Origin of the sequence: Actinosynnema pretiosum (assembly GCF_024171695.1) — a bacterium.
Taxonomy (GTDB): Bacteria; Actinomycetota; Actinomycetes; order Mycobacteriales; family Pseudonocardiaceae; genus Actinosynnema; species Actinosynnema pretiosum.
Genome location: NZ_JAMTCF010000005.1, coordinates 143,358 through 158,236, shown reverse-complemented (window position 1 = coordinate 158,236; position 14,879 = coordinate 143,358). Strand labels below are relative to the sequence as shown.

The window sequence follows — 14,879 nt, the reverse complement described above, 5'->3', positions numbered from 1 at the left end:
AGCCGTTGTCGGACCCCGCGCCTACGATCCGCGGCATGTATGCGTTGTACGCGTGGGGGAACGCCCTGCACGAGAGCGAGCTGGACCGCGATCCCGGCTGGTTGGCGCCCGAGGTGCTGAGCGGTGAGCGGCAGGTGGTGAGCGACTACCTGTGCCTCACCGACGAGGGACCGCTGCGGGTGGACGGGCCGAACACGATCTTCGACGTCGAGGACGAGCAGGTCGAGGGACGTGCGCTGGTGGGGCGCGACCTGGCCGGGGCGCGGTGGCGGGTGGTGTGGATCAGGGTCGCCACGGACGGCACCTTGGAGGAGGCGCTGCGGGTCGGCCGGGAGTTCGCGGACGCGGGTGACGTGTTCGTGGACGAGTCACCGGAGCGGAACCCGCTCGGGTTCGGCGAGGTGGTGACCATCTGGGAGGACGAGCACGGGCAGTGGGACCTGACGCTGGTGCGGGTCTGAGCGGTGCCGGGGCCGCCGGTTCCACGGCGGCCCCGGCACCGCTCAGCGCGCGCACACCGCCCGGTACGGCACTCCCGGCACGTGCCTGGCCCACTCCGCCTCCGTCACCGGGTCGCCCGCGTTCGCGCACACGCGGGTGACCGCCCGCTCCGGGTCCACCTCCCACAGGTGCACGTCGCCGCTCGCCGTCGCCAGCAGCGCGCCGTCCGGGGTGAACCTGGTCGCCCAGGTGGTCGACGCGGCGCCCTGCAGGATCGCCAGCGGGGTGCGGTCGGGCAGCCGCCACACCCAGGTCTGCCCCGCGCCCGCGCCTCCCGCGAGCAGGCCGCCGTCCGGGGTGAAGGCCAGCGCGTGCACGATCCCGTCCGGGCCGGTGATCGGGTCGCCGCTGCGGACCGGCGCGGCCGGGTCGGTCACGTCCCACAGCTGCACCGCGCCGGTGGCCGTGCCGACCGCCAGGGTCCGGCCGTCGGGACTGGCGCTCAGGCTGCGCACGTCGTCCTTCGACACCTCCAGCAGGCCGAGCGAGCGCGGCGCGGTCGGGGTCGACACGTCCCACAGCGCCACCTCGCCGCCCTGCGTGGCCGCCGCGAGCAGGCGGTCGTCCGGGGTGAACGCGACCGCGTAGGCGAACCCGGACCCCGGTTCCAGCACGGCCAGCGGCGCCGCCGGGCCGGTCGACCACAGGCGCACGGTGCCGTCGTCGCCCGCGCTGGCCAGCAGGTCGGACCGGTGCGCGAAGCGGACGTCCTCGATCAGCGCGGTGTGCCCGGTCAACCGCTCCGGCCGCCGCACCGGGCGCTCCGGGTCGGTCACGTCCCACAGCACGACGTGGTTGCCGCTCCTGGTCGCGGCGGCGAGCGTGCGGCCGTCCGGGCTCAGCGACAGGCCGCCGGTCATCCGGTCGCCGTCCGGCGGCGCGGTGAGCGCGGGCGCCCCGCGCACCGGGTGGTCGCGGTCGGACAGGTCCCACAGCCGCAGGTCGGTGCCGCCGTCGAACAGCAGCGGCCTGCCCGCCGCGAACGCCAGACCGGTGATCTGCCGGTCGGCGGTGGGCAGCACGGGTCCGGGCACCAGCCAGCGGCGGGCCACCCCGTCCACGGCGTTGGTGTGCAGCACCCGGTCGCCCTCGCGGAACGCCACCGCCGTCGCGGTCTTCGGGTGCGGCAGCGAGGTGGGGTGCGCGCGGTCGGCCAGGTTCCACACGGTCGCCCGACCGCCCGCGTCGGCGGCGGCGAGCAGCGCGCCGTCCGAGCTGAACGCGATCGCGTTCACCCAGCCCGCCGCGCCGGTCAGCACGCCGTCGTCGGCGGGTGCGGCGGGGTCGTCCAGCCGCCACAGGCGCACGGTCGCGTCGTTGCTGCCCGCCGCGAGCACGCGGCCGTCCGGGCTGATCGCCACCGAGTTCACCCTGCTGGGCAGCGGGAGCACGCCGATCGCACGGCCCGCCACCAGGTCGTGGAGGCGGACCGCGCCGGACGCGTCGGCCGTCGCGGCGACCTCGCCGGACGGGGTGAACGCGATGCTCTGCACCCCTCCTCCGGCGCCGTCCAGCGCGGCACCGGCGACCGGGGTGGCCGGGTCGCGCACGTCCCACAGGCGCAGCAGCCGGTCGTCACCGCCGACCGCGAGCCGGGTCCCGTCCGGGGAGAACGCCACGGCCAGCACCCGCTTGCCCGGTCCGGTGATCGGCTCCCCCAGCGGGCGCGGGGCTCGCGGGTCGGCGACGTCCCACAGGCGCACGGTCAGGTCCGCCGACCCGGTGGCGAGGACGCGGCCGTCCGGGGAGAACGCGGCGGCGTAGATCGCGCCGGTGTGACCGGTGAGCCTGACCGGCAGCAGCTCCTGCCGCGCCGGGTCGCGCACGTCCCACAGCAGCACCTCGGTGTCGGCCTCGGTCGCGCCCGCCGCCGCGAGCAGCGTGCCGCTCGGGTCCACCACCGCGGCCTGCCGGGCGCCGTTCGGCCGGACGGCGCGGGACACGGCGGGCCTGGACGCGGCGGTGAGCAGCGCGGACGTGGCCTCCACGGTCGGGGCGACCCGGTGCGCGGCCACGGCGAGCTGCGCGGCCAGCGCCGGATCGCTCTCGGCGAGCCTGCCCGCCGTGCCCGCGATCTGCCGCGACACCGCAAGGTCGCGCTCCCGGTCGGCCCGGTCGCCCTGGCGCACCGAGTGGACGGCGGTGGCGCCCGCGACCAGCAGCAGCGCCGCGAGCGCGGCGGCGAGCCTGCGCAGCACGCGGGTGCGGCGGCGCTCGCGGACCCGGTCGGCGCGCTCGGCCCGCACGCCCGCGTCCACGAACTCCCGCTCGACCCGGTTGAGCCGCCCGCCGTGCCGGGCGCCCCACTCGACCGCCGCGTCCAGCCGCACGCCCCGGTAGAGCGCGTCGGGGTGCCTTCCGGTCTCCTGCCAGCCCTTGGCGGCCTCGGTGAGCCTGCGGTGCAGGCGGTGCCCGGACCGGTCGGTGTCGATCCACTCGCGCAGCCTCGGCCAGGAGTCGATCAGCGCCTCGTGGCTGATCTCGACGCCGTCGACGTCGGCGGTGATCAGGCGGCGGTCGACGTACCGGCCCAGCACCGCCCGGACCCTGGCGCTCTCCTCGGGGACGTCGAGCAGCTCGTCCAGGGGCACCCGCCTGCGGGTGTCGGGGGTGCCGTCGCCGACGTGCACCAGGCGCAGGAACAGGGTGCGCGCCAGCTCGCGGTCCGGTTCGGGGAGGGCGTCGTGGACGTCGTCGGCGGTCTTGGCGACCGCGCCGTGCACTCCCCCGGTGGCCGCGTAGTCGGCGACGCCCAGGGTGGCGCCGCCCGCGCGCTCCCAGGTGGCGAGCAGGACGTGGGACAGCAGCGGCAGGGCGCCCGCGCGGTGCGGGCCGGACGGCGCCAGGTCGCGCAGCAGCAGGTCCACCAGACCGTTCTCGACCTCCAGACCGGCGAGCGCGGCGGGGGCGGTGATGGCCCGGCGGGTCTCGTCCTCGGTCATCGGGGCGACGGTGACCTGGTGGTCCTGGAGCGCGGTCGCGAGCAGGGGCCACCGGAGTGCGTCGGGGTAGAAGTCGGCGCGCATCCCGAGGACCGCGCGGAGGGCGGGTCCGGGCGGGTCTGCTGGGCCGGACCGGTCTGCTGTGACGGGCCGGTCGGCGGGCGAGGGGTCGGTCAGGCCGCGCAGGGCGGCGAGGAACGCGGCGCGCTCGCCCTCGTCGGCCGAGGTGAAGACCTCCTCGAACTGGTCGACCACCAGCAGCACCGGTTCGGCGAGCGTCGTGCGCAGCGCGCGGGCGGCGGGTTCCGGGGCGGCGCGCAGGGCGGCCTCGACCTCGTCGGCTGGCGCGTCGCCGAGCAGGGACAGCTGGGAGGCCAGGGCGGTCAGCGGGCGCGCCCCCGGCGTGAGCAGCAGACCCCGGTGGGCTTCGCGTCCTGGGACGTCGTGGTCAGCGGTGTCGTGCTCGGCGGTGTCGCGCTCGGCGGCGCGGCAGAGCCGGGGCAGCAGGCCGGCGCGCAGCAGCGAGGACTTGCCCGAGCCGGACGCGCCGACGACCACCACGAGCCCACCGGGTCCCTCGGTGACCCGCCGGACGAGCAGGTCGGTGAGCTGTTCGCGGCCGAAGAACCGGTCCGCGTCCTCGGCCTGGAACGCTTCGAGCCCCCGGTAGGGCGCGCGGTCGTCGGCGCGCTGACCGCCGAGGGGGCGGCGCAGCCGGAGCCAGCAGGCCACCCAGTCGGCGACGCGGCGCTCGTCGGTCTCGCCGCACTCGGCGAGCAGCCGCAGGAACAGCTCCCGCTGGGACAGCGTGGGCACGTGCCTGCCGGTGCACCACCCGCTGAGCGTCCCGAAGGGCGCGCCGACCCGGCGGGCGAGGTCGCGGACGGTGAGCCCGGTGCCCTCGCGCAGGGCGGTCAGCGCCCGGCCGAAGTCCTTTTTCGTGAAGGCGGCAACAGGTTGCCCGGATTTGTTCGCGGTGCGCACTCGGTTTCCCCCCGGTTCGCGGTATTAGCCTGCGTGAAACTCCCGGCAGCCGACCGGAATGGAATATCCCCTTTTCCCAGGCCGACCGGTCGAACACCGAGGCTTCACCCCCGCTCAAGCCCCGGACCAGCGCTGTTGTGCCGCGCAGCGCCACTGTACGGACTTGTGCGGACCTGTCAATCGACCTTCCGAAGCCCCGGAACGGCCTGCTGGGATGTGTCTCGGAAGGGGAAGCGCGACGAACGGGAATCCCGATCCGGGAGCAGCGGAACTCGATTTCACGGACTCCGGATCGGGCGCGGCGTCGCATTCATCGTTCAGGGAGGAACCAGCATGAACGTCCTGACCAGGGCAGGAGCCATCGCGTTCGCGGCAGCGGCCATCGGGACCGGGTTCAGCGCCCCGGCGCTGGCGGACGCGGCACCGGCGGACACCGGTGGGCCGACCGTCATGGCGGGGTCGTCGACCCAGAGCAAGGGGGGCCTGACCTGCAACAACCAGTGGTTCAACAGGCTCGGCAAGACCAACTGCACCGGCGACGGCAGCCAGAAGTGGCGCGCGAAGCTGGACTGCCAGGCGCAGCCGGACATCTACAGCAGCTGGCAGTACGGCAAGGGCAGCTACCAGGGCGAGTGCAACATCCGCATCAGCAGCGTCAACATCATCTGGGGCTGACGCGCCAGGGGTGACGCGCCGGGATCGGCGCGGGCGGGCGGACGCGCCCCGACCGGCGATCCCGAGGCCGATCCCACCCGACCACCCGCTGAGGGGTGGTCCCCGGACCCCCGCGACCCGACCGTCGCGGGGGCTCCGGTGCGCGCCCACCCGGCAATTGAAAACGATTGTCTTTTCTCATAGGATCTCCCCCACCGGCGAGGGGAGGCCTATGCGGTTCGGGCGTGACGGTTCCGCGCCGGGCGAGGTCAACGGGGTTCGGCTGACCGCTCGGCGCAGGGCGGTGCTCGCCGCGCTCGCCGCGCTGCCCGGCCCGGCGAGCGCGCACGCCGTGCACCGGCGCGTCCGGGCGGACGGGGAGCGGATCGGGTTGACCGGGGTGTACCGGTTGCTCGCGATCCTGGCCGACGCCGGGCTCGCCGGGGTGACCAAGGACGGCGGGGGCAGGCACCTGTTCCACCTGCGGGACGACTCCTCGCACGACCACCACCTGCTGTGCGCCGGGTGCGGGCGGGCCGAGCGGGTGGACGCCGGGTGCGTGCTGGGGTGGGCCGAGAGTTCGGCTGCCGCGCACGGGTTCCGGGACGTGAGCGTGTCGATCGTGCTCAGCGGGCTGTGCGCCGGGTGCGGGAGGACGGCGGAGCCGGGGCGGTCCCGGTAGGGAGCACCCCGGCTCCGCCTGCGCGCTCGCCGCAGCGGGGAGCGGGGGGGGAATCGATGCGGCGAGCGCGAGTCCGGTCGGACGCGCGGTCAGAGCAGGCCGCGGCGGTAGGCGGCCACGAGCCGCCTGGGGACGAGCTGCTCGCGCCCGTCCAGGGTCTTCACCGGCACCAGGTCGGGCACGGCGGCCTTCCACTGGGAGCGGCGGTGGCGGGTGTTGCTGCGCGAGGTCTTGCGCTTGGGAACGGCCATCAGCGGGACCGCTTCCCGTAGCGGCGGTTGAACTTCTCCACCCGGCCCGCCGTGTCCATGACGCGCTGGTTGCCCGTCCAGAACGGGTGCGAGTCCGAGGTGACGTCGACCGTGATCAGCGGGTAGGTGTTGCCGTCCTCCCACTCGACCGTCGCCGCCGACGTGGCCGTCGACCGGGTCAGGAACGACTTGCCCGTCGACTGGTCGCGGAAGACCACCGGGTGGTAGTCGGGGTGGATGCCCTGCTTCACAGCTCCTCCATCTCATCGTTGCGGTTGCTCTCGTCGCGCCACTCGGCGAACGGGTCGGCGAACTCCAGCTCGTCGGCGAGCGCGAGCTCCTCGTCGGTGACGAGCGCGTCGCGCAGCACGGCGGCGATCTCGTCGGGCGACGCGCTCCGGGTGATCACCACGAGCTCCTGGGCGCGGTCGCCGAACTCCGGGTCCCAGTCGGCGGCGGCGAGCCTGCGCTCGGCGGGCGCGTCGGACCAGTCGTCGAACGCGGCGAGCCAGTGCCCGAGGTTGCCGACGTTGAGCCCGCCACCGGCCGACTCCAGCCACAGCGCGGTCTCCGGCTGGCTGACCAGCCACACCCGGCCGCGCGTGCGCACGACGCCGTCGAGCAGCACGTCCAGCGCGTCGTGCAGGCGCATCGGGTGGAACGGGCGGCGGGCGGTGAAGTGGACGACGGCGACGCCGTGCGCGGGTTCCAGCGGCGGCTGGCCGCGCAGGAGGGCGCCGAAGCCGTCGTCGAACCGGCCGCGCCGGGCGTCGGCGGGCACCGCGTCCAGCAGCGCGGCGGCGTCCAGGCCCCGGCGCTCGCGGCGCGGGGCGCGCGGGTTGAGCCGGTCGAGCACGGCGTCCAGCTCGGGGTCGGGGGCGTCGCCGACGAGCACGAGCGCGTCGGCGAACTCGGCCTGCCCCACCACGACCTGCGCGACGGTCCGGTCGTCGCCGTCGGCGGCGGCCAGGCCCCGGTCGGCCATGTCGTCCTCGCCGGTGGCGTCGGCCAGCCAGGTGGCCCGGTCGACCACGGACACGACGGCGTCGACGCGCACGTCGATCTCGCGCAGCGCGAAGCAGACCGCCTCGGGTTCGAGCGCGGGGTCCAGGTGCACGACGACCCGACCGCCCAGGCTCTCCAGCAGCGGGAGCAGGTCCAGGCGCAGGGTGCAGGAGACGCAGCCGTGGGCGAGTTCGAGCACGGTCAGCTCGCCGTCGACCCACCGCCGCACGATCCCCTGGGCGAGTTCGCGCAGGTCGTGCCGCACGAGCACCGCCCCCGGCGAGGCGAGCCAGATCTCCTGGGCGACGTCGTGGTCGGCGAGCCCGGCCACCAGTACGACCTCTGTTCGCATGGCGCCCACTCTAACGGAAACGATTGTCATTTCCGAACAGGGGGTGCCCGCGCGTCGCGACGGCCGGGCCCCCGGCGTTCCGGCGCGGGAACGCCGAGGGCCCTCGGGTCACAGCGCGCCGTTCGCCTCGCAGGCCCGCCGCACCAGCTCCCCGTACTCGGGATCGGCCTTGGCGCAGTGGGAGATGTGCCGCTCCACGGTCTCCCGCAGCGCCCCCCTGATCGCCCGCGCGGTGTTCTCGGCCAGCACCACCCGCTGCTCCGGGCTCATCAACCGGAACAGCTCACCGGGCTGCTCGTAGTAGTTGTCGTCGTCGGCCCGGAAGTCGTGCCGGTCCGCGACCGACCCCACCGCCAGCGGCGGCTCGGCGTGCTCGGGCTGCTCGGCCCACCGCCCGTAGCTGTTGGGCTCCACCCCCGGCAGCCCGCCCTGGTTCCCGTCCACCCGCATCGACCCGTCGCGGTGGTAGCTGTTGACCACAGTCGCCGCGCGCGGCTGGTTCACCGGGATCTGGTGGTGGTTCACGCCGAGCCGGTAGCGCGCGGTGTCGCCGTACGAGAAGAGCCTGCCCTGCAACATCTTGTCCGGGCTCAGCGAGATCCCCGGCACGACGTTGGCCGGGCTGAACGCGGCCTGCTCGACGTCCGCGAAGTAGTTCTCCGGGTTGCGGTCGAGCTCCAGCTCGCCGACCTCGATCAGCGGGTAGTCCTTCTTGCTCCACACCTTCGTCAGGTCGAACGGGTGGAACCGGTAGGTCTCGGCGTCCCGCTCCGGCATGACCTGGACGCTGAGAGTCCACTTGGGATTGTCGCCGCGCTCGATCGCCTCGTACAGGTCCCGGTGGTGCGACTCGCGATCGCGGCCGATCAGCTCGCCCGCCTCGGCGTCGGTCAGGTTCTCGATCCCCTGCCGGGTGCGGAAGTGGAACTTCACCCAGTGTCGCTCCCCCGCCGCGTTGACCAGGCTGAACGCGTGCGACCCGAAGCCGTGCATGTGCCGGTAGGAGCGCGGGATCCCCCGGTCGCTCATGGTGATCGTGATCTGGAGCAGCGCCTCCGGCAGCCGGGTCCAGAACCCCCAGTTGTTCTCCGGGTTGCGCATGTTCGTCCTCGGGTCGCGCTTGACCGCGCGGTTGAGGTCGGGGAACTTCAGCGGGTCGCGGATGAAGAACACCGGGGTGTTGTTGCCGACCACGTCCCAGTTGCCCTGCTGGGTGTAGAAGCGCACGGCGAACCCCCGGATGTCGCGCTCGGCGTCGGCCGCGCCGCGCTCGCCCGCGACGGTGGAGAACCGCACGAACGTCCCGCACTCGTTGCCGACGCGGGAGAACAGCGCGGCCTTGGTGTACCGGGTGATGTCGCCGGTCACGGTGAACTTCCCGAACGCGCCGGACCCCTTGGCGTGCATCCGCCGCTCCGGGATGACCTCGCGGTCGAAGTGGGCGAGCTTCTCCAGGAACCACAGGTCCTGCAGCAGCATCGGCCCGCGCGGACCGGCGGTGAGGCTGTTCTGGTTGTCCGCGACCGGCGCGCCCGCCGCCGTGGTCAACGGGTCGGTGTTGTCGCTGTCCTCGAACGTCATCTTCGGGCTTCCCCCTGCTCGTGGTGGGTGCTGGCGGGTTCGGCGGACCGGCGGTGACGACGGTCACCCCGCGCAGAACTTGTTAGGACTCCTACCCACTATGGCAGTATCTGCGGGGCAGGCACAACGCGGGACGGCGAAGCGGGGAGGTGGCCGGGATGCGGGCGGCGGTGATCCAGCACGTGCCCTTCGAGGGACCGGCTCTGGTGGAGTCGGCGCTGGTCGGGGCGGGGTTCGCGGTGCGGGTGGTCCGGGTGGACCTGGGCGCCGCGCTGCCCGGCGCGGCCGACGTCGACGTGCTCGTCGTCCTGGGCGGGCCGATGGGCGTCGACGACGACCTCGCGCACCTGGCGGACGAGCGGGAGCTGATCGCGCGGTGCGTCCGGGCAGGCAAGCCGGTGCTCGGGATCTGCCTGGGGGCGCAACTGCCCGCGGCGGCGCTGGGGGCTCCGGTGACGCGCGGCGAGCGGCCGGAGGTCGGGGCGGGAGAGGTGGTGCTGACCGCCGACGACCCGGTGCTCGGGCCGTCCGGGGCGGTGCTGCCGGTCGTGCACTGGCACGGCGACGCGTTCGGGCTCCCGGCGGGCGCGACCCTGCTGGCCTCGTCGGACCGCTACCCGCACCAGGCCTTCCGGGTCGGCGCGTCCTACGGGTTCCAGTTCCACGTCGAGCTGGACGCCGCCGCGCTGGCCGGGATCGCCCCGCACCTGCCGCCGGACGTCGCCGTCACCGCCGAGCAGGCGCGCGCGGTCGCCGACGAGGGCGCGCGGGTGCTCGACCGGTGGGCCGCGCAGGTGCTCGAAAGCGCCCGGCGATGACCGCCGCGCGGGTGCTGGCCGTGTCCACCGGGGCCGTGCGGGCGCTGCCGTGGCGCGGGCGCGAGGTGCGGACCGGCATCCGGAAGGCCCAGGTCAGCGGCCCGGTCGCGGTGACCGCGCTGGGGCTGGCCGGGGACGAGCAGGCCGACCTGAAGCACCACGGCGGCCCGGACAAGGCCGTGCTGCTCTACCCGTCCGAGCACTACGCGGCCTGGGCGTCGGAGCTGGGCGAGCTGGTCGCGCCCGCGTTCGGCGAGAACCTGACCACCGCCGGACTCGTGGAGTCCGAGGTGCTGCTGGGCGCGGTGTACCGCGTCGGCACGGCCGTGCTCCAGGTGACCCAGCCGCGCCGCCCCTGCTACAAGCTCGCCGTCCACCACGGCGTCACCGACCTGGCCGCGAGAACCCAGCGCACCGGCCGCACCGGTTTCTACTGCCGCGTGCTCACCCCCGGCCACGTCGAGGCCGGTGACGCGCTGACCCCGCTCGACCGCCCCGACCACGGCGTCACCGCCGCCGAGGCGCACCGGGTGGTGAACGTCGACCGGCACGACCGGGACGGCTGCCTGCGCCTGCTGGCGCACCCAGGGGTGCTGCCCGCGCAGTGGGTCGACCTGCTGCGCGACCGCCTGTCCGGCCGGTTGGACGACCAGTCCCGCCGCCTGGAGGGCCCCGCTTCCGCGTGACCCAGGAGGGTCCGCGCGGTCCACCGATGAAGGAGAAGAAGAGATGTCCCGTGTTGAGCTGATCGACGCCCGGACCGCGACCGGCGAGGCCAAGGCGCTGCTGGACCAGGTGACCGGCGCGTTCGGCGTGACGCCCGCGATGTTCAAGGCCGTCGCGAACTCCCCCGCCGCGCTGAAGATGATGTGGGCCGGTTTCGGCGCGCTCGGCGAGGGCAAGCTCGGGTCGCGGCTGGGCGAGCAGATCGCGGTGCTGGTCGCCGACCGCAACGCCTGCGAGTACTGCCTGGCCGCGCACACCGCGCTCGGCCGCAAGGCCGGGGTGTCGTCCGAGGACATGCGCCAGGCCCAGGCCGGGCACTCGCACGACCCGCGCACCCAGGCGGCGCTGGAGTTCAGCGAGAAGCTGGTGCGCGACCGCGCCCAGGTCACCGACGCGGACGTGGACGCGCTGCGGGCGGTGGGCTTCGACGACGAGGCGATCGTGGAGCTGATCGCGCACGTGGCGCTGAACCTGTTCACCAACTACATCAACGTCGCCCTGGGGGTGCCGGTGGACTTCCCGAAGGTGGCGCTGCGCAAGGCGGTGTGAGGGCAGCCGTGTCGACGGACGGGTAGCCGCCCATCCGTCGACGCGGACCTCGCGACCGGGTGGGGGACGTCCTTGAGCGGGGTCCCCACCCGGTCTCGCCAGTATCATCGGACGTCTGCGGTTCGGTGGCGAGGGGGGTGGGTGTGGCCGGTTTGGACCGGAGGTTGGCGGACGCGGTCGAGCGGCTCGGCCACGGCCTGCGCGCGCTGTCCCAGCGCACCGCCCGCGAGCACGGCCTCACCCCGCTCCAGCAGCAGGTGGTGCTGGCGCTCACCGCGCAGCCCGAGGTCAGGCGCGAGGTGAGCGCGCTGGCGGCCGAGTTCGACGTCACCAAGCCGACCACCTCCGACGCGGTCAGCGCGCTGGAGCGCAAGGGCCTGATCACCCGCACGCCCGGCCAGGACGGGCGCAGGCGGTTGCTGGCGCTCACCGCCGAGGGCGCCGAGGTGGCGCGGGCGCTGGAGCCGTGGGACGAGCCGCTGCTGCGCGCGCTGGACGGCGTGCCGGAGGCCGACCGGGCGACCACCCTGCACACCCTGCTGCGGGTGATCGCCGGGTTGCAGCGCAGCGGGGTGGTGAGCGTGGCGCGCACCTGCGTGAGCTGCCGCTTCTTCCGCCGCGACGCCCACCCGGACCCGGTCTCGCCGCACCACTGCGGCCTGCTGGACGCGCCGCTGCCGCTGGCCGAGCTGCGGGTGGACTGCCTGGAGCACGAGCCTGCCCCGGCGTGACCGGGGTCAGGACGCGGCGCGCTGCACCGCGACGGGCTCGGCGCGCGGCGCCTGCCCCCGGCAGCGGGCCAGGAACCGGTGCTCGCTGGGCGAGCGCCCGCGCGAGCGCTGGAACGCCCGGCTGAACGCCTTGGCCGACCCGTACCCGACCGACGACGCCACCGACTCGACCGGCTCGTCGGTGTCGCGCAACCGGATCGCCGCCAGGTCCATCCGCAACCGGGTCAGGTAGGCCCCCGGCGACTCGCCCAGCGCGGCCGGGAAGCGCCGGGACAGGGTCGCGCGCGAGACGTTGAGCGCCGTGGCCAGGTTCGCGGTGGTCCACGCGCGCGCCGGGCGCCGGTGCAGCTGGGTGAGCGCCTCGCGGACCAGCGGGTCGAGCAGCGCCCCGAGCCAGGAGCCCGCCCGCTCGGCCGGGTTCGCCGCCAGCCACGCGCGGGCGAACTGCACCAGCAGCAGGTCAACGATGCTGTTCACGGCGGCCGTGGTCCCGAACTGCGGCTCGGCCAGCTCGGCCGCCAGCAGCGCCGCCGTCGCCGCCAGCTGCGGGCGCTCCCCCGCCGTGATCAGCACCGGCGCGTCGTCGGGGAACAGCGACTCGCCCAGCTCGTACCGCAGGGTGATCATGCGGGTGCGCACCGGCCCGTCGCCCAGCCGCAGCGGACGCCCGGTGGCCTGCGCGACCTCGGCGGCCCGCTGGTCGCACGGCCTCGACCCGGTCCCCGGCGCGCCCGAGGTGCCGTGCGCGAGGCCCTGCGGCACGAGCACCGCGTCCCCGGCGCCGACCCGCAGCGCCGGTCCACCGGCCTCCAGCCACACCTCGCCCTCGGTCACCAGGTGCAGCGCGGCCCAGGGCAGCGGGTCCAGGCGGGTGCTCCAGGTCCCGCCCGCCTCCAGCCGCACGCCGAGCGACCCTCGGGCCCCGCGCACCCGCAGGGCATCGGCCAGCACGTCCATGCCGCACATCATCGCACCGGAACGGGCCCGCGCCGCCGCGCTGAGGCAGACGGCGACCTCGTTGACGCACAAGGCCGTGGCGGTGACCCGGTCGGCGCGCAGAGCATCGGAGGGGAAGGCAAACCGTTGAGCTGCAAGGAGAACGTCCAGTGCGCGCACTAGTGGTCGACCACGCCGGTCCCGGTCCCCTCCGGTTCGCGGAGGTCGCCGAGCCCGAACCGGCGCCGCACGAGGCGGTGGTGGAGATCAGGCACATCTCGCTGAACTTCGGGGAGCTCAAGCACACCGGGCTGTGGCCGGACGGCGAGGTCCACGGGCACGACGCGGCGGGCGTGGTGCTGCGGGCAGCCGCCGACGGGTCGGGTCCGGCGGCGGGCAGCCGGGTCGTGCTGGGCATGGCGCCGCACGCGTGGGCGGAGCGGATCGCGGTGGCGCCGAAGTGGTTGGCGGTGGTGCCGGACGGGGTGGACCTGGCGGACGCGGCGGCGATCGGCGTCGTGGGCAGCACGGCGCTGCGGGTGCTGCGGACCAGGTCGGTGCTGGGGCGGGCGGTGCTGGTCACCGGGGCGAGCGGCGGGGTGGGCAGGTTCGCGGTGCAGCTGGCGGCGCTGGCGGGGGCGCGGGTGAGCGCGCTGGTCGGGTCGCCGGAGCGGGCGGAGGGGCTGCGCGAGCTGGGGGCGCGGCGGGTCGCGGTGTCGGTGGCCGAGCTGGGGGGCGGGTTCGACCTGGTGGTCGACACCGTCGGCGGGCCGCAGCTCGCCGAGGTGTGGGAGCGGGTGGCGCCCGGCGGCGACGTGCAGCTGGTGGGCGCGGCCTCCGGCGCGCCGGTGGTGTTCGCGCCGGGGGCGCTGTTCGCGATCGGCGAGCCGAAGACGGTGACCACGTTCTGCGACGTGGAATCGGCGGTGACCGGGGAGCTGGAGGTGCTGCTGGACCTGATGGCGCGCGGGCTGCTGTCGGCCGAGGTGGGGTTGCGCGGGGACTGGGCCGAGGTCGACGGGGCGGTGCGGGCGCTGTTCGCGCGCGAGGTGCGCGGGAAGGTGGTGCTGGACGTGTCCTGACCGGGGTCAGGACACGTCGCAGGCGAGGGCGGCGGCGGGTGCGGGCAGGTCGGCGAGCGCCCGCACCCGGTAGCGGGCCCGGAACCGGTAGTCGCTGGGCGAGCGCCCGCGCGAGCGCTGGAACGCCCGGCTGAACGCCTTGCCCGACCCGTACCCGACCGCCTCGGCGACCGATTCGAGCGGCTCGTCGGTGTCGCGCAACCGGATCGCCGCCAGGTCCATCCGCAACCGGGTCAGGTAGGCGCCGGGCGCCTCGCCCAGCGCGGCCGGGAAGCGGCGGGACAGGGTGGCCCGCGAGACGTTGAGCGCCGACGCCAGGTTGGCGGTCGTCCAGGCCCGCGCGGGTTCCCCGTGCAGCCTGGTAAGCGCTTCCCGCACCAGTGGGTCGAGCAGCGCGCCCAGCCAGGACCGGGAGCGCGCGGCCGGGTTCGCGGCCAGCCAGGCGCGGGCGAACTGCACCAGCAGCAGGTCGACGATGCTGTTCACGGCGGCGGTCGTGCCGAACTGCGGCTCGGCCAGCTCGGCCGCCAGCAGCGCGGCGGTCGCGGCCAGCTGCGGGCGCTCCTCCGCCGTGACCGGCACCGGGAAACCGCCGGGGAACAGCGATTCGCCCAGCTCGTAGTAGGCGGTGATCAGGCGGGTGCGCACCGGCCCGTCGCCCAGCCGCAGCGCGGCGCCCGAGGCCATCGCGGCGCACGCGACGTCCAGGTCGCACCGCTCGGCGGGCGCGCCGGGCTCGCTGACCAGCACGTGCGGCACCCGCTCCGGCACGAACACCGCGCCGCCCGCGTCGATCCGCAGCGCGGAGCCGCTCGTCCCCAACCACACCTGGCCCTCGGTGACCAGGTACAGCGAGGCCAGCGGCAGGGCGTCGACGCGCGCGCCCCAGCAGCCACCGGCTTCGAGCCGGACCCCCAGCGACCCCCGCGCGCCGCGCATCCGCAGCGCGTCAGCCAGCACGTCCACGCCCGACATCATGACACCTGAGCGACCCTCGGGTGAGGCAGACGGCAACCTGAAAGACGCAGCGGGTAGTGGCCCGATCGCCCTCGTGCGCGGAACATCGGTTGATCCACCCCTAGGTC

15 protein-coding genes are annotated in these 14,879 nt (G+C 75.1%); 8 read left to right on the top strand and 7 right to left on the bottom strand.

Going from position 1 to position 14,879, the window contains the following annotated elements; translation table 11 throughout:
• The first annotated feature begins 35 nt into the window (after positions 1-35).
• The gene (locus LV78_RS12030) at positions 36-461 is read left to right on the top strand and encodes a hypothetical protein (protein ID WP_253845108.1); all 426 of its coding nucleotides are present in this window, start codon (positions 36-38) and stop codon (positions 459-461) included.
• Between the two features lie 42 nt (positions 462-503).
• On the opposite strand, the gene LV78_RS41550 is transcribed toward LV78_RS12030, so the two are convergent.
• A complete protein-coding gene (locus LV78_RS41550; protein ID WP_253845107.1) occupies positions 504-4,427 on the bottom strand; it encodes an nSTAND1 domain-containing NTPase in 3,924 nt (1,307 codons plus the stop codon).
• Positions 4,428-4,760: 333 nt separating this feature from the next.
• On the opposite strand from LV78_RS41550, the gene LV78_RS12020 reads away from it, so the two are divergent.
• Together LV78_RS12020 and LV78_RS12015 are read left to right on the top strand one after the other, a co-directional pair.
• On the top strand, positions 4,761-5,102 hold the full coding sequence (locus tag LV78_RS12020) for a hypothetical protein (protein WP_253845105.1): 342 nt from the start codon (positions 4,761-4,763) through the stop codon (positions 5,100-5,102).
• 211 nt (positions 5,103-5,313) lie between these two features.
• A complete protein-coding gene (locus LV78_RS12015; protein ID WP_253845103.1) occupies positions 5,314-5,763 on the top strand; it encodes a Fur family transcriptional regulator in 450 nt (149 codons plus the stop codon).
• An 89-nt stretch (positions 5,764-5,852) separates the two neighbouring features.
• Here LV78_RS12015 and rpmF read toward each other — a convergent pair whose 3' ends face one another.
• From rpmF to LV78_RS11995, 4 genes are all read right to left on the bottom strand, one after another.
• Positions 5,853-6,014, bottom strand: a complete 162-nt coding sequence (rpmF, locus tag LV78_RS12010; protein WP_253845101.1) for a 50S ribosomal protein L32 — start codon at positions 6,012-6,014, stop codon at positions 5,853-5,855.
• Entirely contained in the window at positions 6,014-6,265 is a 252-nt protein-coding gene (locus tag LV78_RS12005) for a type B 50S ribosomal protein L31 (protein WP_253845100.1), read from the bottom strand. Before LV78_RS12005 ends, rpmF begins: the two co-directional genes overlap by 1 nt.
• Positions 6,262-7,371, bottom strand: a complete 1,110-nt coding sequence (gene mrf / locus LV78_RS12000) for a ribosome hibernation factor-recruiting GTPase MRF (protein WP_253845098.1) — start codon at positions 7,369-7,371, stop codon at positions 6,262-6,264. The genes LV78_RS12005 and mrf overlap by 4 nt, the downstream gene beginning before the upstream one ends.
• A gap of 108 nt (positions 7,372-7,479) precedes the next feature.
• A complete protein-coding gene (locus LV78_RS11995) occupies positions 7,480-8,952 on the bottom strand; it encodes a catalase (protein ID WP_253845097.1) in 1,473 nt (490 codons plus the stop codon).
• A gap of 158 nt (positions 8,953-9,110) precedes the next feature.
• On the opposite strand from LV78_RS11995, the gene LV78_RS11990 reads away from it, so the two are divergent.
• The 4 genes from LV78_RS11990 to LV78_RS11975 all read left to right on the top strand — a co-directional run bounded on the left by LV78_RS11990 (position 9,111) and on the right by LV78_RS11975 (position 11,776).
• Complete coding sequence (locus LV78_RS11990) at positions 9,111-9,770, top strand: type 1 glutamine amidotransferase (RefSeq protein ID WP_253845095.1); 660 nt, start codon at positions 9,111-9,113, stop codon at positions 9,768-9,770.
• Complete coding sequence (locus tag LV78_RS11985; RefSeq protein ID WP_253845094.1) at positions 9,767-10,456, top strand: MOSC domain-containing protein; 690 nt, start codon at positions 9,767-9,769, stop codon at positions 10,454-10,456. The genes LV78_RS11990 and LV78_RS11985 overlap by 4 nt, the downstream gene beginning before the upstream one ends.
• A 43-nt stretch (positions 10,457-10,499) precedes the next feature.
• A complete protein-coding gene (locus LV78_RS11980; RefSeq protein WP_253845092.1) occupies positions 10,500-11,045 on the top strand; it encodes a carboxymuconolactone decarboxylase family protein in 546 nt (181 codons plus the stop codon).
• 143 nt (positions 11,046-11,188) lie between these two features.
• The gene (locus LV78_RS11975) at positions 11,189-11,776 is read left to right on the top strand and encodes a MarR family winged helix-turn-helix transcriptional regulator (RefSeq protein WP_253845090.1); all 588 of its coding nucleotides are present in this window, start codon (positions 11,189-11,191) and stop codon (positions 11,774-11,776) included.
• Between the two features lie 6 nt (positions 11,777-11,782).
• Here the strand turns inward: LV78_RS11975 and LV78_RS11970 are convergent, their stop codons facing one another.
• Complete coding sequence (locus LV78_RS11970; protein ID WP_253845089.1) at positions 11,783-12,805, bottom strand: AraC family transcriptional regulator; 1,023 nt, start codon at positions 12,803-12,805, stop codon at positions 11,783-11,785.
• A 77-nt stretch (positions 12,806-12,882) separates the two neighbouring features.
• Here LV78_RS11970 and LV78_RS11965 point away from each other — a divergent pair, with 77 nt between their 5' ends.
• On the top strand, positions 12,883-13,794 hold the full coding sequence (locus LV78_RS11965) for a zinc-binding dehydrogenase (protein ID WP_253845087.1): 912 nt from the start codon (positions 12,883-12,885) through the stop codon (positions 13,792-13,794).
• A 6-nt stretch (positions 13,795-13,800) separates the two neighbouring features.
• On the opposite strand, the gene LV78_RS11960 is transcribed toward LV78_RS11965, so the two are convergent.
• Positions 13,801-14,769, bottom strand: coding sequence for an AraC family transcriptional regulator (locus LV78_RS11960; protein ID WP_253845085.1), 969 nt, complete (start codon positions 14,767-14,769; stop codon positions 13,801-13,803).
• Positions 14,770-14,879: the final 110 nt, after the last annotated feature.